Here is a 23,497-nt window from a genome sequence, read left to right as displayed (position 1 = left end):
CGGTCATCGGCGTGGCTGGTGTTCGAGAGGGGGCGCGAATGGATGAAGTCATGGTGGATCCGGAGAACAGGGTCAGGCGTTTTTGCGAGCGAAGAAGACAGGGTTTGTTGAAGGAGCAGCTTGTCTCACTGTGGGGATCAGCCTCGACCCGTCCGCAGTAGCGCGTCGCGGCTGAAGCCGCTCCCACACCGGCAACGCGCCATGTCTGCTTCCGGCTTTTACGAATCCCCACTCCCGACTCCCCAATCCCCGCCCCTCAAAAATCGAACTGCAGCGCCAGTCGTGCGGTCCGCGGCGCACCGAGGAACAGATAGTTGTCGCCTTCGTAGGCGCCGACGTCGCGCCAGTAGCGCTTGTCGGTGAGGTTGTCCACGCTCAGCCGCAGCGTGGTCGGCACCGTGCCCAGCCGGGTGGCGTAGCGGGCGCCCAGGTTGTAGACGCTGTAGCCGCCGACGGCGACCTGGCCGCCGCGGTCGGCGTACTTGGCACCGCTGTACTGCGCCCCGCCCAGCAGCGCCAGGCCGTTGACGCCGGGCACGTCCCAGGTGGCCTGCGCGCTGGCGCGCACCCGCGGCACGTTCAACGCCTGGTAGCCCTCGTCGCCCGGCGTGCCGGTGTCCTCGGCGCGCGCGCGGATGCCGGCGACGCTGGCCTGCAGGTGCAGCCCGGCGCCCGGCGTGCCGGCGGCCGACAGTTCGATGCCGCGGTTGTGCAGGCGGCCCTGCTGCACGAACAGGAAGCTGCCGTCGGCCTGCGGTTGCGCGTACTGGTCCGCCTGGCGCATGTCGAACAGCGCCGCGCCCAGGGTCAGCCCGTCGCGCTCGTACTTCATGCCGGCCTCGCGCTGGTAGGCGCTGGTCGGGGCGAGGATGCTGTCGGCGTTGCTGGCGAACCACGGCGCGGTGCCGCCCGGGGCCAGGCCCTTGGCGAAGCTGGCATACAGCGACAGCGACGGCTGCAGCTTGAACAGCAGCGCCGCCTGCGGCAGCAGCACCGAGCGGCGCGTGCGCCGGGTCAGGGTGCCGTCGCGGTCCCAGGCGCGTTCGTCGTAGCGCACCTGGCGCGCGCCCAGCAGCAACTGCCAGGCATCGCCGATGCCGATGCGGTCGCTGGCCAGCAGGGCGGTCTGAGCGCTGTCCAGGCGCCGGCGCTTGGGGCCAAGCGTGGCGTCGGCCGGCGCCAGCAGCGGCGGATCGGCATCGATGTTGCCGCTGCCGATCATTTCGTTGATCGAGCCGTGCCGTTCGATGGTGCGATGCAGGGAATCGACCCCGACCTGGAACTGGTGCTGCAGCGCGCCGGTGCTGGCGCTGCCGCTGGCGATCGCCTGCAGTTCGTCGTTGCGGCGGCTGTCGGCGGGGCTGCGGTAATCGTAGATGTCGTAGTCGCCCTCGCGGCTGAAATGATTGGGCACCGCGTCGCTGGCGCAACTGGCAGCGCCGTAGCAGCCCCAGGCGAAGCTGGAGTAATCGTCGATCAGCGCACGGCTGTGCGCCGCGGCCACGTGCAGGGTCCAGGCGTCATTGAAGCGGTACTCGTAGCGCACCTGCGCATTCAATGCCTCGATGCCGACCGGCTTGGACCACGGCTGGTAGGCGAGCAGGCGGTGCACCGACACCCCGCTCGGCAGCTGCGTGCCGCCGAGCAACTGGTAGCCCGGCACCGAGCGCTGCTGGCGGTCCTGGTATTCCACGTCCAACTGCAGGGTCGATTGCGGATCGATGTTCCAGTCCGCGGCCAGCGACAGGAAGTTGCGGTGGCCGTCGGCGTGATCCACGTAGCTGCGCAGGGTCTCGTGCGCGGCGTTGACGCGCAGGCCGACCTGGCGCTCGCTGCCGAACCAGTCGCCCAGGTCCACCGCTGCGCCGCGGCTGCCGTCGTCGTCGCCGCTCAGCAGCAGGCTGCGCACGTGCTGCGGGCGCTTGGTCTGGTAGTCGATCACGCCGGCCGGCGTGGTGATGCCGGACAGCACCCCGGACAGGCCCTTGAGCACCTGCACCTGCTGCTTGTTCTCCAGCGCCACGTTCTGCTCGCCGGCGATGGTCAGGCCGTTGATGCGGTAGCTGTTGGCCGCATCCAGCGAATAGCCGCGGACCAGGAAGTTCTCGTAGTAGCCGATCGGCGCGTAGCTGTCGCCGACCGCGGCGTCGGCGCGCAGCACTTCGCTGAGTACGCGCACCTGGCGGTCGGACAGCTGGGTGCGGTCGATGGTGTCGATGGCCATCGGCGTGTCCAGCAGCGGCGCATCGCCGTAGCCGCTGAGGCTGCTGCGGTTGTGCGGCTGGCGGCCCTGCACGTTGACCGCGTCCAGTTCGACCGGGGTCTGCGTGCTGGTGGACGTCGCCGCGTCGTCGGCGGCCAGGGCCGGCAGCGGCAGGGCGATGGCCAGGGCCAGCGCGAGCGCGTGCGGAGCGGGGAAGCGGCGGGTGGGGAGCATGCGGAGCGACCTCGTGGAAACGGGACGGAAGGGGAAAGCGGCGGCACAGCCGCACGGTGTGCGCACGGCAGCCGTGCCGGCGGACGTGCCGGTGTCGATGCGACGGTTCATGGCGCGGCCGCGGCGCGGCGCCGCAGGTGCCGCAGCAGGCGCTGGCCCTCGCCCTCGCCGTACCAGGCGGCGTGGCCGAGCAGGTAGCGACGGTAGGCGATCTCGGCGTGCGCGTCCGAGCCGGTGATGCCGGCGAAGTACTCGATCTCGCTGAGCGCGAAATCGGCATGCACCAGCGGCAGCAGCGCGCCGAGCAATCGCAGCTGCGCCGCGTCCAGCGGCAGCAGCGTGGCGTAGCCGTGCAGCAGCGCATCGAGCTGGTCGAGTTCGGCGACCGCGCTGCCGCCGTCGTCCAGCTGCAGCCACGGGATCAGGTTGCGTTCGATCGCGGTGGCCAGGTCGAACAGGGCGAACGTGCGGTCGGCCAGGCCGAAGTCGAACACCGTGCTGACCGTGCTGGCGGCGCCGTGGCCGCGCCACAGCAGGTTGGAGGCGTGCCAGTCGCCATGCGTCCACAGCGCCGGCGGCGGCGTCTGCAGCAATGGCCAGGCCTGCGCGTGCCAGGGCAGCAGGTGCGCGCGCAGGTCGTCCTGCCAGTCGCGTCGCTGCAGCCACGCGGCCAGCGCCGGGCGTCGCGGCAGGTCCTGTCGCAGCGCCTGCAGGGGCTGCGGTTGGGCGAACAGGCGCAGGTTGGCGACCAGCACGGTGGTGCCGCGCGGCGGTGCGGCGTAGCCGGCGGCGGCACGGTGCAGCGCCGCCAGCGCGCGGCCGGCGGCCGCGGCATGGACGGTGTCGGCGAACGGCGTCCACGACATCGCCTCGCGGTAGCGGTCCTCGCCGTCGCCGGCGCGCAGCACTTCGTAGGTCCAGTGGCCCCGTCGCACCGCGCTGGCGCCGTCGCGGTCGCGCAGCACGTCCGGCACCGGCACGCCCTGCGCGTGCAGGTGGGCGATGAAGGCGTGCTCTTCGCCCAGCGCACGCAGGTCGCGCACGCGGCGATGGTGGCGCTTGACGAACAGCGTGCCGGCGGCGGTCGCGACCTCCGCCGCCGCGGAGAACGGGCGCGGGCTGTGCCAGCGCACTGCGTGCAGGTGGCCGGGCAGGGCGTACTGCCGCAGCAGCGCTTCCACCTCGCCCTCGGACAGCGGCGGCCAGTCGGCGACCACGGTCTGCGTGCCCATGCCGTGCATCTGGTGGCGAACGCTCATGCGCACGCCTTGTTGCGCAGACCCGACTCGGCGTGCCACGTCGGTGGCCGCAGGCGTGACCGGTCGCGCGCCGCGGCGCGGCCATCGCCAGGGGTTGGTCTAGACCAGGAGTGGGCGGGCCTGGGGCAGGGCCCGGTCGCGCGATCGGGGACGGGGACGGTGGCGCCGCCGGCGTCTCGGCATGCGCGCGGGCTCAGGCGGCGCGCGCGGTCTGCGGGGTGGGGCGGCAGCCTGGGACAGGAAACAACGCTGGCCGGCATCTGCACTGGGCGAAGGAAAGGACACGGATCGCTCCGTCTCCCGCACGCACGGGCCGCAGGCGGCCGCGCAGCGCACGGGGCGCAGAGTATGCGCGGCAATCGCCGCCGCCGCCATGCCCGCCGCGCGTGGCAGGCGGCGCATGCGGGATAATCGGCGGATGAGCGAACAGCAGATAGCCGTGGTGGTGGTGACCTACGAGAGCGGCAGCACCATCGATGCCTGTCTGCAGCGGCTGCGCGCGGCGGCCGAGGTGGCGCAGATCCGGGTGGTCGACAACGCCTCGCGCGACGACACCCTGGCGGTGGTGCAGCGGCATGCGCTGGACGATGCGCGGGTGCGCTTCATCGCCAATCCCGACAATCCCGGCTTCGCCACCGCCTGCAACCAGGGCGCCGCGGCCAGCGATGCGCCGTGGCTGGCCTTCGTCAATCCCGACCTGATGGTCGAGCCGCAGACCCTGGCGCAGTTGCGCGCGCAGGCCGCCGCGCTCGGCGAGGCGCTGCTGGGCGTGGAGCAGGTCGACGAACAGGGCCGCGCCGACGCCGCGGTGCGCCGCCGCGACCCGGATTTCGCGGCGATGCTGCGGCATCCGCTGGCCGGCTCGCGGCTGGCGCTGGCCGCCGACCCGGCGCAGCCGCTGCAGCCGGTGCCGGCGCTGTCCGGTGCGCTGATGCTGTTGCCGCGCGCGCTGTTCGCGCGCATCGGCGGCTGGGACGCCGGCTACCGGCTGCACGCCGAGGACCTGGACCTGTGCCGCCGGGTACGCCAGGCCGGGGCCACGGTGGCGGTGCTGAACAGCCTGCGCGTGCTGCACATGCGCGGCGTGTCCAGCCGCAAGCGGCCGTGGTTCGTGGAGTGGCACAAGCACCGCGGCCTGTGGCGCTACTTCCGCAAGTTCGAGGCACCGAGCCGGACCTGGCCGGTGCGTGCGGCGGTCTGGGCGGTGATCTGGCTGCATGCCTGGGTCACCTTCGCCCGGCTGTGCTGGCGCCGTCCAGGCTGAACGAAATCCGCCGCGTTGCGCGCGCGGGCGGCATGGCAGCAGAAAATCGCTATATTGCGAAGTACGTCACTTAACAAATGACGTGTTCCGCCGATTCCCCCTGCACTGTGCCTGCTCTCTGGTTCAGGGGACCCCACCAGGAACTCAACCATGCATGATTCCGACGGCGTGCGCTCGCGCACCCACGCGCGCGGCTGCGCGTCCGCTGTGTCCATGCCCGCTGCCGGTCGCGCGTCGCCTGCGCGCCGCGCGCGGCTGGCGCTGGCGCTGCTCGCGCTGGCGGCCGGTCCCTGCGGCGCCAGCGCCTGGGTCGACGAGGCCGGCCACGGGCTGGTGATCCTCAAGGCCAGCCATACCGATGGCGGCGCGGTGTTCAACAGCCACGGCCAGCGCGGCAACTTCCCCGATGCCGGGCGCAGCCGCCAGGACCAGCTCAATCTCTACGGCGAGTACGCGCTGAGCGCGGATCTGACCCTGGTCGGCAACTTCTATTTCAGCAAGGTCGGCTACCGCAACGACAGCGGCTACGGCGACCGCCACAGCAGCGGCTGGTCCGACCAGGAAGTCGGCCTGCGCTACCGGCTCGACCCCGACGGCGGCGATGGCCCTTGGCAGGGCGCGCTGCAGGTGCTGGCGCTGGTGCCCGGCTACGCGCGCCAGCGCGACAGCGCGCGGCCGGCGCTGGGGCAGGGCGACTACGGTGCCGAGCTGCGCTACAGCGTCGGCCGCGGCTACCGCCTGGGCGAGCACGACGGCTATGTCGATCTGGGCACGGCGGTGCGCCTGCGCGGCGGCGACGCCTCCGACGAGGCGCGGCTGGACGTGTCCAGCGGCCTGGCGCTGGCGCCGCGCTGGATGCTGATCGGCGAGTTCAACGTGATCCAGAGCCTGGGCAACGGCAAGGGGCCGAACCGGATCTACGCGCCCGGCGACAACACGCCGATCCGCGGCAACAACTTCGACTTCAGCAAGCTGCAGGCCTCGGTGCTGTACACGCTGCCCGGCGGCACGCAGCTGCAGCTCGGCTACCAGCAGCCGGTGGCCGGACGCAATACCGGCGGCGCCGGCGGTCCGTTCGTGGCCGCCTGGTGGCGGTTCTAGCCATGTCCGGGAATCACCAGCGCGTTGCCGCCGAGGCGAGCGTCCCCGGCCGGCTCGGGCGGCTGCCGACCAATGGCGGCCTGCAGGCGCCGATCGGCGAGGCGCTGGTCGCCGCGGGGGTGATCGACCCGCCGCAACTGCAGAACGCGCTGTCCCTGCAGGCGCGCTGGCGCTCGCGGTTGGGCGACGTGGTGCTGGCCCAGCGCGGCGTCGTCGCGCTGCGCTTCTACACGGTGCTGGCACAGCATTTCGGGCTGAACTTCGTCAATCTGCTCAAGCAGCCGATCGACCCGGCGCTGTTCCAGCCGGAGCGGTTGGCCGACTACGCGCAGCGCCTGGTGCTGCCGTGGCGCGAGGAGGACGGCCAACTGGTGCTGGCGGTGGCCGATCCCGGGCCGGACATCTTCGCCTGGGCGCGCGCCACCTACGGCGAGCAGGTGCGCTTCGTCGGCACCTCCAAGTTCGACATCGTCTGGAGCCTGCAGCAGCACGCCGACGCGCTGCTCACCCACGACGCGCTGAACCTGCTGGCCGAACATGCGCCGGAGCACTCGGCGCGGCAGGTGATCACCCGCGCGCAGTCGGTCTTCCTGGTGGCGCTGACCGTGGTGCTGGCCGCGGCCCTGGCGCTGTGGCCGCTGTTCACCCTGATCGCGCTCAACACGCTGATCGCGGTGGCGTTCCTGGCCACCTTCGGGTTGAAGCTGGTGCTGGCCTGGCGCGGCGCGCGGCGCCGCATCGACATCAAGGTCAGCGACGAGGAAGTGGCCGCGCTCGGCGACGAGGACCTGCCGGTCTACACGGTGCTGGTGCCGATGTACAAGGAACCGGACGTGCTGCCGATCCTGGCCAACGCGCTGCGCCGGCTCGACTACCCGACCTCCAAGCTGGACGTGAAGCTGGTGCTGGAGGCCGACGACACCGAGACCATCGAGGCGGCCAAGGCGCTGGGCCTGGAGGCGTTCTTCGAGATCATCCGGGTGCCGCCGTCGCAGCCCAAGACCAAGCCCAAGGCCTGCAACTACGCGTTGCGCTTCGCCCGCGGGCAGATGCTCACCATCTACGACGCCGAGGACAAGCCGGAGCCGGACCAGCTCAAGCGCGTGGTCGCCGCGTTCCGCAAGTCGCCGGCCGACGTGGCCTGCATCCAGGCGCGGCTGAACTACTACAACGCCGACGAGAACTGGCTCACGCGCATGTTCACGCTGGAATACACGTTGTGGTTCGACTTCTACCTGCCGGCGTTGGAGACCCTGCGCATCCCGATTCCGCTCGGCGGCACCTCCAACCACTTCCGCCTGGACATCCTGCGCAAGGTCCATGCCTGGGATCCGTACAACGTCACCGAGGACGCCGACCTGGGCGTGCGCCTGACCCAGCAAGGCTACCGGGTCAGCGTGGTCAACTCGACCACGTTCGAGGAAGCCAACGTCAGCATCCCCAACTGGATCCGGCAGCGTTCGCGCTGGCTCAAGGGCTACATGCAGACCTGGCTGGTGCACATGCGCAACCCGGTGCAGCTGTACCGCTCCACCGGCGTGCGCGGGTTCTGGGGCTTCCAGCTGTTCGTCGGCGGCACCTTCTTCACCGCGCTGGCCGCGCCGCTGATGTGGCTGAGCTACGGGCTGTGGCTGGCGGTGGGCTCGAAGTTCTTCGATCCGTTCTTCCCGCCGGCGCTGCTGTACCTGAGCCTGCTCAACCTGCTGCTCGGCAACGGCTTCCTGATCTACATGACCCTGGTGGCGGCGTTCAAGCGCGACTACTTCCGCCTGGCGCCCTACGCGCTGACCGTGCCGCTGTACTGGCTGCTGCAGTCCATCGCCGCCTACAAGGGCCTGTGGCAGCTCATCCGCAACCCGTTCTACTGGGAAAAGACCACCCATGGCATCAGCAAGCACATGGCCGAAGAGCGCCGCGCCGCACTCGACGACTGACGCGGCGCCGCGCGCGCGCGGCACCGCGGTGTTCGTGCTCACCGCGGCGCTGCTGGCGCTGCTGTGCCACCGGCTGCTCGCGCACGGCTACATGAGCGACGACGCGATGGCGCAGTACGCCAAGCTGCTGCTGTTGCGCGACGCGGCCGGCTTCCGCATCGAGTACCTGGGCTTCCTGTACGCGCAGGCCTCGCTGTACCTGGGCGTGCTGATCGGCGGCCTGCCGGGCCTGTCCACGCCGCTGTTGCCGTACCTGGTCGACGTGCTGGCCGGGGCGACGCTGGTGACCCTGTTGTGGCGCGACATCGCCGCCGGCCTGGGCCGCGGCTGGGCCTGGGCGCTGAGCGCGGGACTGGTGCTGCAGCCGTTCTTCCTGTGGCCGACGCTGTCCGGCAACAACCAGGGCCTGGGCCTGCTGGTGTTCTACGTGGCCGCGCGCGCGCTGCGCCACGTCCGCGACGATCCGGAGGCCTTCGCCTACCTGCGCCTGGCCGCGAGCCTGTGCCTGCTGTTCTTCGTCGACGAGCGCGCCTGCTTCCTGGCCGTGGCGCTGGCGCCGTGGCTGTTCCTGGTCGCGCCGCTGCGGCTGATGCGGCAGGCGCCGCTGGCCTTCTACCTGGTGTGCTACCTGCCGTTCCTGTTCGCGGTGGGGGCGTGGATGTACCTCAACTACATGTTCTTCGGCGACCCGCTGCTGTTCGTGCGCGACGCCAACTCCGCCTTCCGCGGCATCTACGCGCAGGCGGCGTTGCAGCCGTGGCTGCAGCAGGCCGCGGCGCGGCCGTGGTGGCCGCCGCTGTGGCTGCTGCTGGCCGGTGTGGTCAGCGCGCCGCTGTTGCTGCTGACGTGGCACACCCGCAGCCGCACTACCTGGCGCTGCGTGCTGGCCGCCATCGCCACCGTGATCGGCGCCGGCACGCTGGCGACCTGGGCGCGCTTCAGCGCGCAGCCGCTGGACTTCCTGGCCCTGCTGCTGGTGCCGGTGGCGCTGGTGCTGGGCGACCTGCGCCACAACGTCCGCTGGCTGGGCCTGGTCCTGCTGCTGGCTGGCGCGGTCTCCAGCGGCTGGGTGATCGCGCGCACCGCCACCCCCACCACCCGCGACTGGATCGGCGCGTTGCAGGCGCCGGCGCCGCCGCGCCATGCCGACGCCGCGCGGCTGGGGGCGTGGCTGGCCGAGGCGCGCTTGCCGACCCTGCTCGACGACCGCGCCAGTTATCCGGTGATCGTCGCCCGTGGCGACGCCAAGCAACTGATCCTGCCGTTCGATCCGCGCTTCAAGCAGGCGCTGGTGGATCCGCGGCGGATGCCGGCGCAGGTGGTGGTGAGCGATCCGGCCAGCCAGACCGGCGCCCTGGACAGCCTCAACCGGCGCTTCCCGCAGCTATGGCAGCAGGGCCTGCCGGGTTACAGTCTGGTCTACCGACAGGGCATCTACCGGGTATGGCGCCGATCGCCGTGAGACTGCTGGCCGCACTGCTGCTGGCGCTGAGCGCCGGCGGCTGCAGCGCGGCGCCGGCGCCGCCGTGGCTGGGCGCCAACGTCAAGGTTTCGCCCGAGGCGCCGTGGGGCAGCGCGGCGGCGCAGCGCTCGCTGCGGCAACTGGCCGAGGCCGGCGCCACCCGCGCGTTGCTGGTCGCCTTCGTCTGGCAGGCGACGCCGCAGTCCTCGGCGCCGGTGCTGGGCAGCGACAGCAGTCCGGCGCTGGTCCGCGCCGGATTGCGGCAGATGCACGCGGCCGGCCTGCAGCCGGTGCTGAAGGTGCACCTGTGGATTCCCGGGCACTGGGCCGGCGAGGCCGCGCCTGCCGATCGCGACGCCTGGTTCGCCGGCTACCGGCGCGCGCTGCTGCAACTGGCCCAGGTCGCCGCCGAGGAGCGCGCCAGCGCGCTGATCGTCGGCACCGAGCTGCGCCAGCTGCAGGATGCGCCGCAATGGCCGGCGCTGCTGGCGGCGGTGCGCCAGGTCTATCGCGGCCCGATCGGCTACGTCGCCGACGGCCTGGAGCAGGCCGAGCGCTTCGGCTACTGGGACCGCTTCGATTTCGTCGGCACCAGCCTGTATCCGGCGCTGGCCGCGGCGCCGGCGCAGCGCCTGGCGCAGATGCGCGCGGCCGCGGCGCGGGTGCAGGCGCTGGGCGAGCGCAGCGGCCGCCCGGTGTGGGTGGCCGAACTGGGATTGCGCTCGGCGCACGGCAGCCTCGCCGCGCCGTGGGAAAGCCCGGAGCAGCGCAGCGCCGAGGTCGACACCGCGTTGCAGGCGCAGGTGCTGCGCGAATGGCGCGACGTGCTCGACGCGCAGCCGCGCATCGCTGGCATCGCGCTGTGGTGCTGGTACACCGATCCGGACGCCGGCGGCGCCGACGACAGCGATTTCACCGTGCAGCACAAGCCGGCGCAGGCGGTGCTCAAGCGCTGAGGCGCGCGGCGCAGCGCGCTTCCGATCGCGTTTCGTCGGCGCGGCTGCAGCCGCGACCGGCATGCCCGGCAAGGCCCGGTCGCGGCTGCAGCCGCGCCGACGAGCACCGCACGCAGACCGAACCTGCAACCCGCCGGGCGCATAATCGCCCGATGATCATCGATTCGTTGCTGGACACCGACCTCTACAAGTTCACCATGATGCAGGCGGTGCTGCATCAGCACCCCGGCGCGCAGGTGGAGTACCGCTTCAAGTGCCGCACCCCGGGCATCGACCTGGCGCAGTACCTGCCGCAGATCTCGGAGGAGATCGACGCGCTGTGTGCGCTGCGCTTCCGCGAGGACGAGCTGGACTACCTGCGCGCGATGCGCTTCATCAAGCCGGACTTCGCCGATTTCCTGGCGCTGTTCCACCTGGACCGCAAGTATCTGCACCTGCAGGCCTCGGCCAAGGTGCCCGGCGAGATCGAACTGCGCATCCGCGGGCCATGGTTGCACACGATCCTGTTCGAGGTGCCGCTGCTGGCGATCATCAACGAGGTGTGGTTCCGCAATGCCGGCGGCGCCGAGCATGCCGAAGGTCTGCGCCGCCTGCAGGCCAAGATCGCGCTGCTGCGCGATACCCCCGGCTACGACGGTTGCGCCATCGCCGACTACGGCACCCGCCGCCGCTATTCGCGGGCCTGGCACGGCGAACTGCTGCCGGTGCTGCAGCAGACGCTGGGCAAGCAGTTCGTCGGCACCAGCAACGTGCACTTCGCCCGCCGCTACGGGCTGACCCCGCTGGGCACCATGGCCCACGAGTACCTGCAGGCGTTCCAGGCGCTGGGGCCGCGGTTGCGCGACTCGCAGGCGGCGGCGCTGGAGTCGTGGGCGCGCGAGTATCGCGGCGATCTCGGCATCGCGCTGTCGGACGTGGTCGGCCTGGATGCGTTCCTGCGCGATTTCGATCTGTACTTCTGCAAGCTGTTCGACGGCATGCGCCACGATTCCGGCGACCCGTTCGAGTGGGGCGAGCGGGTGCTGGCGCACCTGCAGCGGCATCGGGTGGATCCGCGTAGCAAGATCCTGGTGTTCAGCGACGGCCTGGACATCGACAAGGTGATGCGGCTGTACGCGCATTTCCGCGACCGCTGTATGCTGGCGTTCGGCGTCGGCACGCACCTGACCAACGACCTGGGCCTGGTGCCGCTGCAGATCGTGATCAAGATGGTCCGCTGCAACGGCCAGCCGGTGGCCAAGCTCAGCGACTCGCCCGGCAAGACCCTGTGCGACGACCCGGCCTACCTGACCTACCTGCGCCAGGTGTTCCAGGCGCCGGTCGAGGCCCAGGATTGAGTCGCCGACTCGCCCGGCCGAAGCCGGGCAGGGGCCCCTTGGCGTCGCCGGGGACCGGACGCGACGCGCGGCGCGGGAGGGCTTTGCTGCGACGCAACCGTGCGATAAACTGCGAGAGAAAGTGAGAACTGTGTCGCAATAGTGACGGCCGGCACACTGTCGCCAGCAAGCGTTGCCGCCGCCACGCCATTGTCGTCCCGCCCTTGGTCAGAGACCTCCTCGATGAGCGCTCACGCGTTGCAGACCCATTACCGCACCCACGCCTGTTCGCGGCAGTGGCGGGGCTTCCTGCACGCGCTGGCCGAGGAATTCGCCGCGGAACTGGGTGCCGAGGACCTGGCGTTGCTGATGGCGCGGATCGGCCGTCGCTTCGCCGCCGAACACCCGGTCGGCACCTGCGCCACCCTGCAGGACCTGGAGGAGGCGGCCAACCGTATCTGGGACCGCCTGGAATGGGGCTATGTGCGGTTCGAGGAGCAGGCCGACCGCCTCGACCTGCTGCACGCCGGTTCGCCGCTGCACATCGGCCTGGCCGGGCAGGCCACCGGCGCCGACGGATTCATGGAAGGGGTGTATCAGGCATGGTTCGTGCAGGTCGGCATGTCGGCCGGGCTGTGCGTGCGTGCGTTGTCGTCTGCGAACGAGGATCTGCGTCGCTTCGTGCTGACCCGGGTCGGCTGAGCGCAGCAGCAAGGACCAACCAATTTCAGATCGTCATGAGGGGAGTCATGTCCAAGAAATCCAAGCAGATGGGTGCCGAAACCGGCGACGACGTCTCCAGCCTGTTCGCCAAGCTCGGCAGCAGCGGCGCCACCGCCTACCAGGATTTCTCCGCCACCCGGCTCAGCGCGGTGGAGTCGGCCGCGCCGGCGCCGGTGCTGTCGGTGGTGCGGGCCCCGGTCGAGCCCAGGCCGGCCGCGCCGCTGCCGGTGGCGCCGGTCGCGCCTGCCGTGCCGGTGGCGCCCGCGCCGGTCGCCGCCACCGCGGGCATGGGCGCGGCGACGCCGTTGCAGCAGCTGTTCCAGCGCCTGCTCGAGGCCGGTCGCGAGGCCGCCGTGCCGGCGCCGGGCGGCCCGCTCAAGCGTTTCCAGAACCGCTGACGTCGCGCGGCGCTTGGGGCGCCGCACCTGATTGCCGTTGCCGCGCGGTGGGGAGACCGCGCGCCGACCTCACTCCTCCTTGTTAGGAACCTCCGATGAGCGCTGCCTCCGCGTCGCATGCCGCGCGCCCGCTGCATGTCCTGGCCACCTGGTCGCTGTGGCTGCTGGGCGCCGTGTCGCTGGTCTTCGTCGTGGCCATCCCGATGGATGTGCCGCAGCAGCTGCTGTTCTCGCTGGTGGTGTTCGCCGCGGCGATGCTGCTGCGGCGCAGCGGCAGCCGCCTGGCGATCCTGGTGATGATGGCGCTGTCGCTGGCGGTGTCCTCGCGCTACATCTGGTGGCGCCTGACCCAGACCGTGGGCATGAGCAGTCCCGTCGACCTGAGCCTGGGCCTGGGCCTGCTGCTGGCCGAGCTGTACGCGTTCGTGATCCTGGCGCTGGGCTACTTCCAGGTGCTGTGGCCGCTCAACCGGCGGCCGCTGCCGCTGCCGGCCGACCAGCGCGAATGGCCCAGCGTCGACCTGTTCATTCCCACCTACAACGAACCGCTGTCGGTGGTGCGCTCGACCATCCTCGCCGCCAGCGTGATGGACTGGCCGGCCGACAAGCTCAACATCTACCTGCTCGACGACGGCCGCCGCGAGGAATTCCGCGCGTTCTGCGAGCAGGCCGGCATCCACTACGTCACCCGCACCAACAACTTCCACGCCAAGGCCGGCAACATCAACGCCGCGCTGAAGAAGTCCAGCGGCGACTACGTGGCGATCTTCGACTGCGACCACATCCCCACGCGCTCGTTCCTGCAGGTGGCGATGGGCTGGTTCCTGCGCGACCCGAAGCTGGCGGTGGTGCAGATGCCGCACTACTTCTTCTCCGCCGATCCGTTCGAGCGCAATCTCGGCAACCACGGCAAGGTGCCCAACGAGGGCGAGCTGTTCTACGGCCTGCTGCAGGACGGCAACGACCAGTGGGACGCCACGTTCTTCTGCGGCTCGTGCGCGGTGATCAAGCGCAAGCCGCTGGAGGAAGTGGGCGGGGTGGCGGTGGAGACCGTCACCGAGGACGCGCACACCGCGCTGAAGCTGCACCGCCGCGGCTATCGCAGCGCCTACATCGCGGTGCCGCAGGCCGCCGGCCTGGCCACCGAGAGCCTGTCCGGCCACGTCGCCCAGCGCATCCGCTGGGCGCGCGGCATGGCGCAGATCGCGCGGCTGGACAACCCGCTGCTGGGCAAGGGCCTGCGCCTGTCGCAGCGGCTGTGCTACGCCAACGCGATGCTGCACTTCTTCTACGGGCTGCCGCGCATCGTCTACCTCACCGCGCCGCTGGCCTTCCTGTTCTTCGGCGCGCACGTGATCCACGCCTCGGCGCTGATGATCCTGGCCTACGCGCTGCCGCACATCCTGCAGGCCAACCTGACCAACCTGCGCACCCAGGGCAAGTTCCGCCATCTGTTGTGGAACGAGGTCTACGAGACCACCCTGGCCTGGTACATCCTGCGCCCGACGCTGGTGGCGCTGTTCAATCCCAAGCTCGGCAAGTTCAACGTCACCCCCAAGGGCGGCCTGGTGCCGCGCAGCTACTTCGACGGGCAGATCGCCAAGCCGTACCTGTTCCTGCTGGTGCTCAACCTGGCCGGCCTGGCCGCCGGGGTGATGCGCCTGCTCAGCGTGCAGGCCGGCGGCGAGGAGCAGACCATCTGGTTCAACCTGGCCTGGACCGCGTACAACGTGCTGCTGCTCGGCGCCACCATCGCCACCGCCAGCGAGATGCGCCAGGTGCGCCGTTCGCACCGCGTGCCGCTGGACATCCCGGCCAGCCTGCACCTGGCCGACGGGCGCGAACTGGCCTGCCGCACGGTCAACTTCTCCACCGGCGGCATGGCCCTGCGCCTGCTCGCGCCGGTGCCGGTGGAGCCGGACATGCCGGTGGAGATCGAACTGCCGCAGCGCGGCAGCGCCAAGCGCCTGCCGGCGATGGTGCGCCACGACCGCGACGGCGAAATCAGCATCCAGTTCCGGCCGATGTCGATCGAGCAGGAGCGCTGGCTGGTGGCCTGCACCTTCGCCCGCGCCGACATCTGGGTGTCGCAGTGGGGCCGCCACGACCGCGACCGCTTCTGGGTGTCGCTGGGGCGCGTGTTCGCGGCCAGCATGCGCGGCTTCCGGCGCCTCGGCCAGCACATCGGCAGCAGCGCGCGCAGCGGCTGGCGCGGTCGCGCGGCCGGCGAGGAGGCCGCGCCATGAGTCGCCGCCCCGCTGTGTTGCGTTGCTTCTTCTCTTTCACTTCCTTCCGGTTGCCGTCGATGCGTCTCCCTGCCCTGGCTGCATGCTGTCTCACGGTCCTGTCCGGCCTGGCCCTGGCCAAGGAGCCGACCCTTCCCGCCACCACGCGCGCGCCGGCCGCCGCAGCGACCGCCACGGCGCGGCCGGCCCCGGTCGAACGCGAGCGCTCGGCCACGCTCAAGCAGCTCGGCGTGGACTACGAGATGACCCTGCGCGGCATCCAGGGCAGCGCAGGCATCGCCTTCAGCACGCGTACCGACGAGGTGGTGCAGGCGGCGAACCTGCACCTGGTCTACAGCTATTCGCCGGCGCTGCTGCCGGACCTGTCGCACCTGAAGGTCAGCGTCAACGGCGTCACCGTGGCGACCCTGCCGGTCAGCCGCGAGAACGCCGGCAAGCTGCAGCAGAGCGACGTGCCGATCGATCCGCGCCTGATCAGCGACTACAACCGGCTCAATCTGCAGCTGATCGGCCACTACACCCGCGACTGCGAGGACCCGGACCACACCAGCCTGTGGGCCAACATCGATCCGTCCACGCGGCTGTCGCTGACCGCCACCCCGCTGCTGCTGCGCAACGATCTGGCGCTGCTGCCGGTGCCGTTCTACGACAAGCGCGATACGCGCCGCCTGGACCTGCCGTTCGTGTTCCCGCAGCGCCCGGACCTGGCCATGCTGCGCAGCGCCGGCATCGTCGCCTCCTGGTTCGGCGCGCAGGCCGGCTACCGCGGCGCGTCCTTCGGCGTGACCATCGGCGAGGTGCCGCTCACCGGCAACGCGGTGCTGTTCGCCACCGCCGCGACCCTGCCGGCGGAGCTGGCCGCGACCCAGGCCGGCCTGAACGAGATCGCCGGGCCGACCCTGGCGATGATCACCAACCCGCGCGATGCCACCGGCAAGCTGCTGCTGGTGCTGGGCCGCGACGACGCCGAGCTGCAGCAGGCCGCCATCGCGCTGAGCCTGGGCACGCCGTTCAATGGCCCGGTGGCGCGCATCGGCGAACTGAAGCAGGCGCAGCCGCGCAAGCCCTACGACGCGCCCAACTGGATCTCCAGCGACAGGCCGGTGCGCTTCGGCGACCTGGTCGCGCAGACTTCGCAATTGAACGTCAGCGGCTACCACCCCGACCTGATCCGGGTCGGCCTGCAACTGCCGCCGGACCTGTTCGTGTGGCAGCGCGACGGCATCCCGGTCAACCTGCGCTATCGCTACACGGTGCCGGAGACGCAGAACAAATCCGCGCTCAACGTCAGCATCAACGACGCCTTCGTGACCACGCTGCCGCTGACCGGCCACGCCTACGCCGAGTCGTTGCCGCTGCGCTGGTGGCACGCGCTCTCGCCCAAGGGCGCGATGCCGGTGGAGCAGACGCTGCTGCTGCCGACCGGACCGTTCTCGGCCAACAGCCAGCTGCGCTTCCACTTCTTCTTCGACCGCCCGCAGGCGGAGGCGTGCAAGAACACCTTCCCCGACGTGTCCGGCGCGATCGACGCCGATTCCACTGTGGACCTGAGTTCGTTCCATCACTACATGGCGATGCCGAACCTGGCCGCGTTCGGCAATGCCGGCTTCCCGTTCACCCGCCTGGCCGACCTGTCCGAGTCGACCGTGGTGGTGCCCGACGAGATCGGCGACCAGGACATGGCCAATCTGTTGACCCTGCTCGGCCGGCTCGGCGCGTCGACCGGCTACCCGGCGCTGCGGGTGACCCTGATCCACGCCGCCGACGTCGACAAGCACGCCGACAGCGACCTGCTGGTGTTCGGCAGCCTGCGCTCGCAGCCGCTGTTCCAGCGCTGGAGCGCGGCGTTGCCGATCGGCGATGGCGCCAGCGGGCGGCGCTTCGCGATGAGCGACTGGGTGCTGGACAAGCTGCCCGGCTTCCTGTCGGTCGATCCGCGCCGCACCGACCTGCCGACCACCGCCGAGGTGGCGGTGAAGCCCGCGCCCGGCGACGTGGTGCTGATGGGCTTCCAGTCGCCGCTGAAGGCCGGGCGCAGCGTGGTGGCGCTGCTGGCCGAGGACCCGGCCAGCGTCGAGGACTTCTTCGACGCCTGGTTCGAGCCGGCCACGCTGAAGGACTTCCAGGGCAGCGTGGTGCTGTTGCAGAAGGGCAAGGTGCGCAGCCTGGCCGGCAACCAGACCTACTACGTCGGCCACCTGCCGCTGCCGACCTGGGCGCGCTGGTACTTCTCGCAGCACCCGCTGCTGCTGGGGCTGGCCGTGCTGGCGCTGAGCATGCTGTTGGCGCTGGCCGCGCGCGTGGTGCTGCGCCGGCATTCGGCGGCGCGGTTGCAGGAAGGGCGGTGAACGGACACACCGGCCAACGCCGTCGCCTGCTTGGCGGCCTGCTCGCCGCCGGTGCGGCGACGCTGCTGCCGCCGGCGCGCGCCGCGCTTGCGGCGGCGCCGGCCTGCGCGCCGTGGCGCGAGTGGACCGCGTTCGTCGACAAGCATCTCGATGCCAGCGGGCGGGTGATCGATTTCCAGCACGCCGACCAGCGCAGCACCTCCGAAGGCCAGTCCTACGCGCTGTTCTTCGCGCTGGTGGCCAACGACCAGGTGCTGTTCGAGCGGGTACTCGGCTGGACCCGGCACAACCTGTGCGGCGGCCGCCCGCAACAGGTGCTGCCGGCCTGGCTGTGGGGCCGCGCCAGCGACGGCGGCTGGCGCGTGCTCGACGGCAACAGCGCCAGCGACGCCGACCTGTGGATCGCCTACGTGCTGCTCGAGGCCGGGCGCCTGTGGCAACGGCCGGGTTATACCCAGGCCGGCCTGCAGACGCTGGCGCTGGTGCGTCGCACCGAACTGGCCGAGCTGCCCGGGTTCGGCAGCATGGTGTTGCCGGCGGCCAAGGGCTTCGTCAAGCCGCAGCGCTGGACGCTCAACCCCAGCTACCTGCCGATCCAACTGCTGCGGCGCTTCGCCGCAGTCGATCCGAAGGGGCCGTGGGCCGGCCTGGCCACGCGCAGCGCGCGGCTGCTGCGCGACAGCGCGCCGATCGGTTTCGCGCCGGACTGGACCGCCTGGGACGGCCGCGCATTCGGCGTCGATCCGGACAAGGGCGCGCTGGGCAGCTACGACGCGATCCGCGTGTACCTGTGGGCCGGCATGCTCGACCCCGCCGAGCCGCTGCGCAAGGCGCTGCTCGACGACCTGTCCGGGCCGCTGCAGCAACTGCGCGCGCAGGGCCATCTCGACGAGAAGATCGACACCCGCCACGGCGTCGGCAGCGGCCAGGCGCCGCCCGGCTTCTCCGCCGCCCTGCTGCCATACCTGAGCGCGCTGCGCGAACCGGCGCTGCTCAAGGCGCAGGCGCAACGCATTCCCGCGCCCGGCGCTGCCGCCGCGGCCCGGCTTCCCTACTACGACCGGGTGCTGATCCTGTTCGGCCGCGCCTGGCTCGACAACCGCTATCGTTTTTCCGCAGACGGCGCGCTGCAGCCCGCCTGGAGAACCCAATGCTCCGCATGAACCTCAAGCCCCTGTACCTGGCCGGCATGATCGACCTGTGCCTGCTGGCCGGCAGCGCGCACGCGCAGAACGCCGCCGCCACCCAGCAGCTGGTCAGCCAGGGCAACTACTGGCACGACCAGGGCCGCGACGATCTCGCCGCCGACGCCTGGCGCAAGTTGCTGCAGGTCGATCCGAACCAGCCCGACGCCTTGCTCGGCCTGGCCCAGATCGATCTGGCGCAGGGCCGCCAGACCGACGCGCGCAAGCGCCTGGCGCAATTGCAGAAGGCGCATCCGCAGGCGCCGCAGACCCAGCGCCTGGCCATGGCGATCGGCGGGACCGCCGACAACGTCGATCTGCGCAACGCGCGCCGCGCCGCGGCCGCCGGGCGCTACGTGGACGCGGTGCGCGCCTACCAGGCGCTGTTCGACGGCAAGGGCCCGCCGGACGCGCTGGCGCTGGAGTACTACCAGGTGCTGGCCGGCACGCCGCAGGGCTGGGAGGGCGCACGCGACGGCCTGCGCCGCCTGGCCGCCGCGCAGCCGGACAACACCGCCGCGGCGCTGGCGCTGGCGCAGGTGCTGACCTATCGCGAACCGTCGCGGCGCGAGGGCATCGCCCAGCTCGCCGCGCTGAGCAAGCGCGCCGATGTCGCCGGCCCGGCCCGCGCCGCCTGGCGCCAGGCCCTGCTGTGGCTCAATGCCGGCCTCGCCGATGCGCCGCTGTACCAGGCGTTCCTGGCCGCCAATCCGAACGATGCCGAGGTCGCCAACAAGCTGACGCAGCTGCAGGCGCGGCGCGCGCAAGGCGGCGACCCGGCCGGCGAACAGTTGGGCGAGGGCTTCAAGGCGCTCAATGCCGGCAACCTGGCGCTGGCCGAACAGCGCTTCGCGCAGGTGCTGCGCGCGCGTCCGCGCGATGCCGAGGCGCTCGGTGGCCTGGGCTCGGTGCGGCTGCGCCAGCAGCGCTTCGGCGAAGCGCAGGAACTGCTGCGTCCGGCCGCGGCCGCCAACGGCAAGTGGCGCGGCGCGCTGGACAGCGCGCGCTACTGGCTGCAGTTGCAGCAGGCGCAGGCCGCGCGCACGCGCGGCGACAGCGATGCCGCGCTGCGCCTGGTCCAGCAGGCGGTCAAGCTCAAGCCCGAGGAGGCCGCCGGCTACGCGCTGCTGGGCGACCTGCAGTCGGCCAGCGATGCCGCCGCGGCCGAGAAGAGCTACCGCGAGGCGCTGCGCCTGCATGCCGACGATCCCGGCGCGCTGCAGGGCCTGATCGCCCTGTACAGCCGCCAGGGCCGGGCCTCCGAGGCCAGTGCGTTGTTCGCCCGGCTCAGCCCGGCGCAGCGCCAGCAGGCCGGCGGTGAGGCCGCGCTGAAAGCCAACCTGCAGCGCGCCCGCGCGCAGCAGGCGCTCGAGGCTGGCGACACCGTGACCGCGCAGAGCGAGCTGGAGGCGGCCATGGTCGACAACCCCGGCGATCCGTGGGTGCGCCTGGACCTGGCGCGCCTGTACCAGCAGGCCGGGCGTCCGGACCAGGCGCGCAGCGTCATGGACGGCCTGCTCGCGGTGCATGGCGACATGCCCGAGGCGCTGTACGCCAACGCGCTGCTGGCGCAGGAACGCGGCGACTGGGCCAGCGCCTACGCCAGCCTGGAGCGCATCCCGGCTAATGCGCGCACCGCCGAGATGCGTGCGCTGCGCAACACCGCCTGGGTGGAACAGCAGGCGGCGCAGGCGCGCCTGCTGCAACAGCAGGGCCGCGGCGGCGAAGCGCAGTTGCTGCTGGGCCGCACCGAGGCCGCGCTGGGCGATGCGCTGGAGCAGCCGGCGCTGCTGGCGGCGATGGCCGGCGCCTATGCCGACATCGGCAGCAACCAGCGTGCGCTGACCCTGGCGCAACGCCTGGTCGCGCACGACCCCACCACCGAGGCGCGCCTGCAGTACGCCGGCGTGCTGCTGCGCGCGCACCAGGACGCGGAACTGGCGGCGACCCTGCGCCAGTTGCGCGACAGCGACATGAGCGCCGAGCAGCAGCGCCGCTACCAGGCGCTGCGCAGCGGCTACGTGCTGCGCCAGGTCGATGCGCTGCGCGAACTGGGCAATCTCGAAGCCGCCTACGACGCGCTGGCGCCGCTGCTGGCGCAGCAGAACCAGGACCCGCAGGCGGTGGCCGCGCTGGCGCGGCTGTATGCCGCCGCCGGCGACCAGCGCCAGGCGCTGGTGCTGTACCAGCAGCAACTGCAGCAGTCGCCCAACGACCTGGACACGCTGATCGCCGCGGCCAACACCGCCGCTGCGCTGCGCGACCTGCGCGGTGCCGAGGACTACCTGCAGCGTGCGCTGGCGCAGGCGCCGGAGTCGCCGCAGGTGCTCGCCGCCGCCGGCCGTGTGTACCGCAGCGCCGGCAAGAACCGCAAGGCCGAGCGCTACTTCCGCGCCGCGCTGGCGGCGCAGGCGCGCGAGGCCGGCCAGTACGACAACGGCCTGCCGGCCGCCAACGGCCCGGCGGCGTACGCCGCCGCCGGGCGCCCGCTCAATCCGTTCGCCGGCATGACCGGGCGCATGCCGCGCAGCGCTGCGGTGGTGTCCGATAGCCTCGGCGGCGGCGTGCCGGCACCGGCCTACGCGGCGCCCGCGCTGCCGGCGCCCGCGACGGCGCTGACCGGTGGCGACGACCTGCCGCCGCCGGCCAGTGCCGGCGCCACGGGCGTGGCCCTGGCCGCGTTGCCGGTGCCGGGCCAGCGCAGCCCCATCGCCCGCGGCGCGCCGCGCGCGCTGGCCGACGACGGGCTGCTGGCGGCCGCGCCGCGCGCGTCGTTGCGCCAGCCGGCCGTACCGTCCGCCTCCGCCGGCGGTTCCAGCGTGCTCGACGAGCTGCGCGAGGTGCAGGCCGAGAACAGCGACAGCCTCGCCACCGGCGCCAGCTACCGCGCCCGCGATGGCGAGGCCGGCCTGGGCCGGCTGCGCGACCTGGAAGTGCCGCTGCACGGCGAGTTCGCGGTGGGCGAGGGCAAGCTGCAGGTCGACGTCACCCCGACCCTGCTCGACGCCGGCGCGCTCGGCACCGGCTATGCCACCGCCAGCCGTTTCGGCGCCGGCCCCGTCGCGGCGATGGGCGATGCGCTGGCCGCCGATCGCACCCCGATCGACAGCCTGGTCGGCAGCGACCTGTACCAACTGCTGCTCACCGAGGGCAACAACAATGCCACCCGCAACGCGCTGCGCACCTATGCGGTCAACACCGGGCTGTACAACAAGCTGTTCAATGACACCGACCCGGCGCTGACCAACGCGCAGCGCGAGGCGGCGGCGCTGCAGGCGCTGTACGCCGAGCCGCTGTCGGCGTTCCTGCTCGGCAATACCGCCGCCGACACCGCGATCGGCACGCTGGCCAGCGCCATCCTCGGCGATGCGTCGCGCAGCGCCGATCTCAGTGCCGCCGACATCGCCCGCTTCCGCAACCTCGCCGCCAACCCCACCGCCGCGGCGCTGACCCCGGCCGGCTTCAGCCAGGCGCTGTACACCATGGCCGCCAACGGCAACGGCGCGCGGCGCATGGACCAGGACGCACGCGGCGTCGGCGTGGCGGTGACCTACAAGAACGGCGGCTTCAGCGCCGACCTGGGCAGCACGCCGGTCGGCTTCCCCGAGCGGCGCATCATCGGCGGCGTCGGCTATCGCGGCCAGGCCGGCGACAGCCTGACCTACTCGGGCGAGGTGTTCCGGCGCGCGGTCAGCGACAGCCTGCTGTCCTTCGGCGGCGTCGACGACGGCCGCGCCGGACTCGGCTGGGGCGGCGTGACCAGCAATGGCCTGCGCCTGTCGGCGACGCTCGACAACGGCCTGCTCGGCGGCTATGCCAGCGTCGGCGCCGATCGCCTGGTCGGCCGCAACGTCGCCAGCAACGACCACCGCCAGGTTGACCTCGGCGTGTACGTGCACGCGCTGGACACCGAGAACCAGTCGCTGACCGCCGGCCTCAACCTGACCGCGATGCAGTACGACAAGAACCTGGGCGGCTACACCTATGGCCAGGGCGGCTACTTCAGTCCGCAGGACTACGTGGATCTGGGTTTCCCGGTGCACTGGAGCGGGCGCACGGCCGGGCGCACGGTCAACTGGAGCGTGGACGCCAGCGTCGGCGTGCAGCATTTCCGCAGCGACGACAGCCCGTACTTCCCGACCAGCGCGCAGATGCAGCAGGCCGCCTACGACGCCGCTTCGCTGGCCGCGCTGCTGGGCCTGACCGACCGCTACGTCGCGCCGGTCTATGCCGGGCAGAGCAAGACCGGCATGTCCTACAACATCGCCGGCGCGGCCGAATGGCAGATCGCCCCCCAACTGTTCCTGGGCGGCCGCCTGCTGTTCAACAACGCGCGCGACTACACCCAGTTCAGCACCAACCTCTACGTGCGTTTCGTGCTCGACCGGCTCGGCGCCGGCCTCGGCCGCCGCCCGCAGGTGCTGGCCTCGCCGTACGTGCCGGAGTAGGGCGCGCCGCGCGGATACCGGCGCAGGAGTCAACTGTCATGCAGCGGCGACAAGCGAGGCCGAAAGTCGACTGACACCCTCCGTCGTCGGGACTGAAGTCCCTCCCACAAGGATGTCCAGCCCATCCTGTGGGAGTGACGTCAGGCGGGCGTCACGTGTGGACATCCGTCTGGGCGGATGGCCCACGGCGATGTGGAACCACTTGTGATGGAACGCGCGATACGTTGGCTGGGTGCACTGTGGGAGGGACTTCAGTCCCGACGCATTGCGTCATCGGGAAGCGCGCCACGCCGCGCGTCGCGGCTGCATGACAGTTCACTCCTGCAGAATGTCGCCAGCGCTTCGCCGCAACGCGGGGATTGCACCGCGGCAGGCCGCAGTTGGGGCAGGGGACGCCGCCGCCCCGCTGCACGCGCCGCCG

Annotated in this window: 14 protein-coding genes; 12 read left to right on the top strand and 2 right to left on the bottom strand. The window is 71.7% G+C overall.

The window, feature by feature from the left end; translation table 11 throughout:
- Nucleotides 1–256: 256 nt before the first annotated feature.
- Both NKJ47_RS18210 and NKJ47_RS18205 read right to left on the bottom strand, forming a co-directional pair.
- A complete protein-coding gene (locus tag NKJ47_RS18210; RefSeq protein ID WP_254459150.1) occupies nt 257–2,437 on the bottom strand; it encodes a TonB-dependent siderophore receptor in 2,181 nt (726 codons plus the stop codon).
- A 107-nt stretch (nt 2,438–2,544) separates the two neighbouring features.
- A complete protein-coding gene (locus NKJ47_RS18205) occupies nt 2,545–3,696 on the bottom strand; it encodes a phosphotransferase enzyme family protein (protein ID WP_254459149.1) in 1,152 nt (383 codons plus the stop codon).
- Nucleotides 3,697–4,114: 418 nt separating this feature from the next.
- Here NKJ47_RS18205 and NKJ47_RS18200 point away from each other — a divergent pair, with 418 nt between their 5' ends.
- From NKJ47_RS18200 to NKJ47_RS18145, 12 genes are all read left to right on the top strand, one after another.
- Entirely contained in the window at nt 4,115–4,960 is an 846-nt protein-coding gene (locus tag NKJ47_RS18200) for a glycosyltransferase family 2 protein (protein ID WP_254459148.1), read from the top strand.
- Between the two features lie 150 nt (nt 4,961–5,110).
- Nucleotides 5,111–6,061 carry a hypothetical protein gene (locus tag NKJ47_RS18195; protein ID WP_254459147.1) on the top strand — a complete coding sequence of 317 codons (951 nt, stop codon included), beginning with the start codon at nt 5,111–5,113 and terminating at the stop codon, nt 6,059–6,061.
- Between the two features lie 2 nt (nt 6,062–6,063).
- On the top strand, nt 6,064–7,995 hold the full coding sequence (locus NKJ47_RS18190; RefSeq protein ID WP_254459146.1) for a glycosyltransferase family 2 protein: 1,932 nt from the start codon (nt 6,064–6,066) through the stop codon (nt 7,993–7,995).
- Nucleotides 7,943–9,457 carry a hypothetical protein gene (locus tag NKJ47_RS18185; RefSeq protein ID WP_254459145.1) on the top strand — a complete coding sequence of 505 codons (1,515 nt, stop codon included), beginning with the start codon at nt 7,943–7,945 and terminating at the stop codon, nt 9,455–9,457. Before NKJ47_RS18190 ends, NKJ47_RS18185 begins: the two co-directional genes overlap by 53 nt.
- Nucleotides 9,439–10,413 (top strand): glycoside hydrolase family 113, encoded by a 975-nt coding sequence (locus NKJ47_RS18180; RefSeq protein ID WP_429002454.1) that lies wholly within the window; start codon nt 9,439–9,441, stop codon nt 10,411–10,413. Before NKJ47_RS18185 ends, NKJ47_RS18180 begins: the two co-directional genes overlap by 19 nt.
- 152 nt (nt 10,414–10,565) lie before the next feature.
- Nucleotides 10,566–11,750: a nicotinate phosphoribosyltransferase gene (pncB, locus tag NKJ47_RS18175; protein WP_254459144.1), complete on the top strand. Its 1,185-nt coding sequence runs from the start codon at nt 10,566–10,568 to the stop codon at nt 11,748–11,750.
- Nucleotides 11,751–11,972: 222 nt separating this feature from the next.
- Complete coding sequence (gene bcsD / locus NKJ47_RS18170) at nt 11,973–12,431, top strand: cellulose biosynthesis protein BcsD (RefSeq protein ID WP_254459143.1); 459 nt, start codon at nt 11,973–11,975, stop codon at nt 12,429–12,431.
- 47 nt (nt 12,432–12,478) lie between these two features.
- Entirely contained in the window at nt 12,479–12,850 is a 372-nt protein-coding gene (locus NKJ47_RS18165; protein ID WP_254459142.1) for a hypothetical protein, read from the top strand.
- A gap of 95 nt (nt 12,851–12,945) precedes the next feature.
- Nucleotides 12,946–15,096 carry a UDP-forming cellulose synthase catalytic subunit gene (gene bcsA, locus NKJ47_RS18160; RefSeq protein WP_254459141.1) on the top strand — a complete coding sequence of 717 codons (2,151 nt, stop codon included), beginning with the start codon at nt 12,946–12,948 and terminating at the stop codon, nt 15,094–15,096.
- 59 nt (nt 15,097–15,155) lie between these two features.
- Entirely contained in the window at nt 15,156–17,444 is a 2,289-nt protein-coding gene (bcsB, locus tag NKJ47_RS18155) for a cellulose biosynthesis cyclic di-GMP-binding regulatory protein BcsB (RefSeq protein ID WP_254459140.1), read from the top strand.
- Nucleotides 17,441–18,607, top strand: a complete 1,167-nt coding sequence (bcsZ, locus tag NKJ47_RS18150; RefSeq protein WP_254459139.1) for a cellulose synthase complex periplasmic endoglucanase BcsZ — start codon at nt 17,441–17,443, stop codon at nt 18,605–18,607. Before bcsB ends, bcsZ begins: the two co-directional genes overlap by 4 nt.
- Complete coding sequence (locus tag NKJ47_RS18145; RefSeq protein WP_254459138.1) at nt 18,595–23,076, top strand: cellulose synthase subunit BcsC-related outer membrane protein; 4,482 nt, start codon at nt 18,595–18,597, stop codon at nt 23,074–23,076. Before bcsZ ends, NKJ47_RS18145 begins: the two co-directional genes overlap by 13 nt.
- Nucleotides 23,077–23,497: the final 421 nt, after the last annotated feature.

Origin of the sequence: Xanthomonas sacchari, from assembly GCF_024266585.1 — a bacterium.
GTDB lineage: Bacteria > Pseudomonadota > Gammaproteobacteria > Xanthomonadales > Xanthomonadaceae > Xanthomonas_A > Xanthomonas_A sacchari_C.
The sequence above is the reverse complement of the archived record's forward strand: the minus strand, read 5'-3'. Positions and strand labels throughout refer to the sequence as shown.

Bases quoted from the DNA above. Each gene is read 5' to 3' on its own strand.
- NKJ47_RS18145 (WP_254459138.1), top strand. From the start codon at position 18,595: ATGCTCCGCATGAACCTCAAGCCCCTGTACCTGGCCGGCATGATCGAC.
- NKJ47_RS18190 (WP_254459146.1), top strand. From the start codon at position 6,064: ATGTCCGGGAATCACCAGCGCGTTGCCGCCGAGGCGAGCGTCCCCGGC.
- NKJ47_RS18165 (WP_254459142.1), top strand. From the start codon at position 12,479: ATGTCCAAGAAATCCAAGCAGATGGGTGCCGAAACCGGCGACGACGTC.
- bcsB (WP_254459140.1), top strand. From the start codon at position 15,156: ATGCGTCTCCCTGCCCTGGCTGCATGCTGTCTCACGGTCCTGTCCGGC.
- NKJ47_RS18200 (WP_254459148.1), top strand. From the start codon at position 4,115: ATGAGCGAACAGCAGATAGCCGTGGTGGTGGTGACCTACGAGAGCGGC.
- NKJ47_RS18210 (WP_254459150.1), bottom strand. From the start codon at position 2,437: ATGCTCCCCACCCGCCGCTTCCCCGCTCCGCACGCGCTCGCGCTGGCC.
- NKJ47_RS18195 (WP_254459147.1), top strand. From the start codon at position 5,111: ATGCATGATTCCGACGGCGTGCGCTCGCGCACCCACGCGCGCGGCTGC.
- bcsD (WP_254459143.1), top strand. From the start codon at position 11,973: ATGAGCGCTCACGCGTTGCAGACCCATTACCGCACCCACGCCTGTTCG.
- pncB (WP_254459144.1), top strand. From the start codon at position 10,566: ATGATCATCGATTCGTTGCTGGACACCGACCTCTACAAGTTCACCATG.
- NKJ47_RS18185 (WP_254459145.1), top strand. From the start codon at position 7,943: ATGGCATCAGCAAGCACATGGCCGAAGAGCGCCGCGCCGCACTCGACG.
- bcsA (WP_254459141.1), top strand. From the start codon at position 12,946: ATGAGCGCTGCCTCCGCGTCGCATGCCGCGCGCCCGCTGCATGTCCTG.
- NKJ47_RS18180 (WP_429002454.1), top strand. From the start codon at position 9,439: ATGGCGCCGATCGCCGTGAGACTGCTGGCCGCACTGCTGCTGGCGCTG.
- NKJ47_RS18205 (WP_254459149.1), bottom strand. From the start codon at position 3,696: ATGAGCGTTCGCCACCAGATGCACGGCATGGGCACGCAGACCGTGGTC.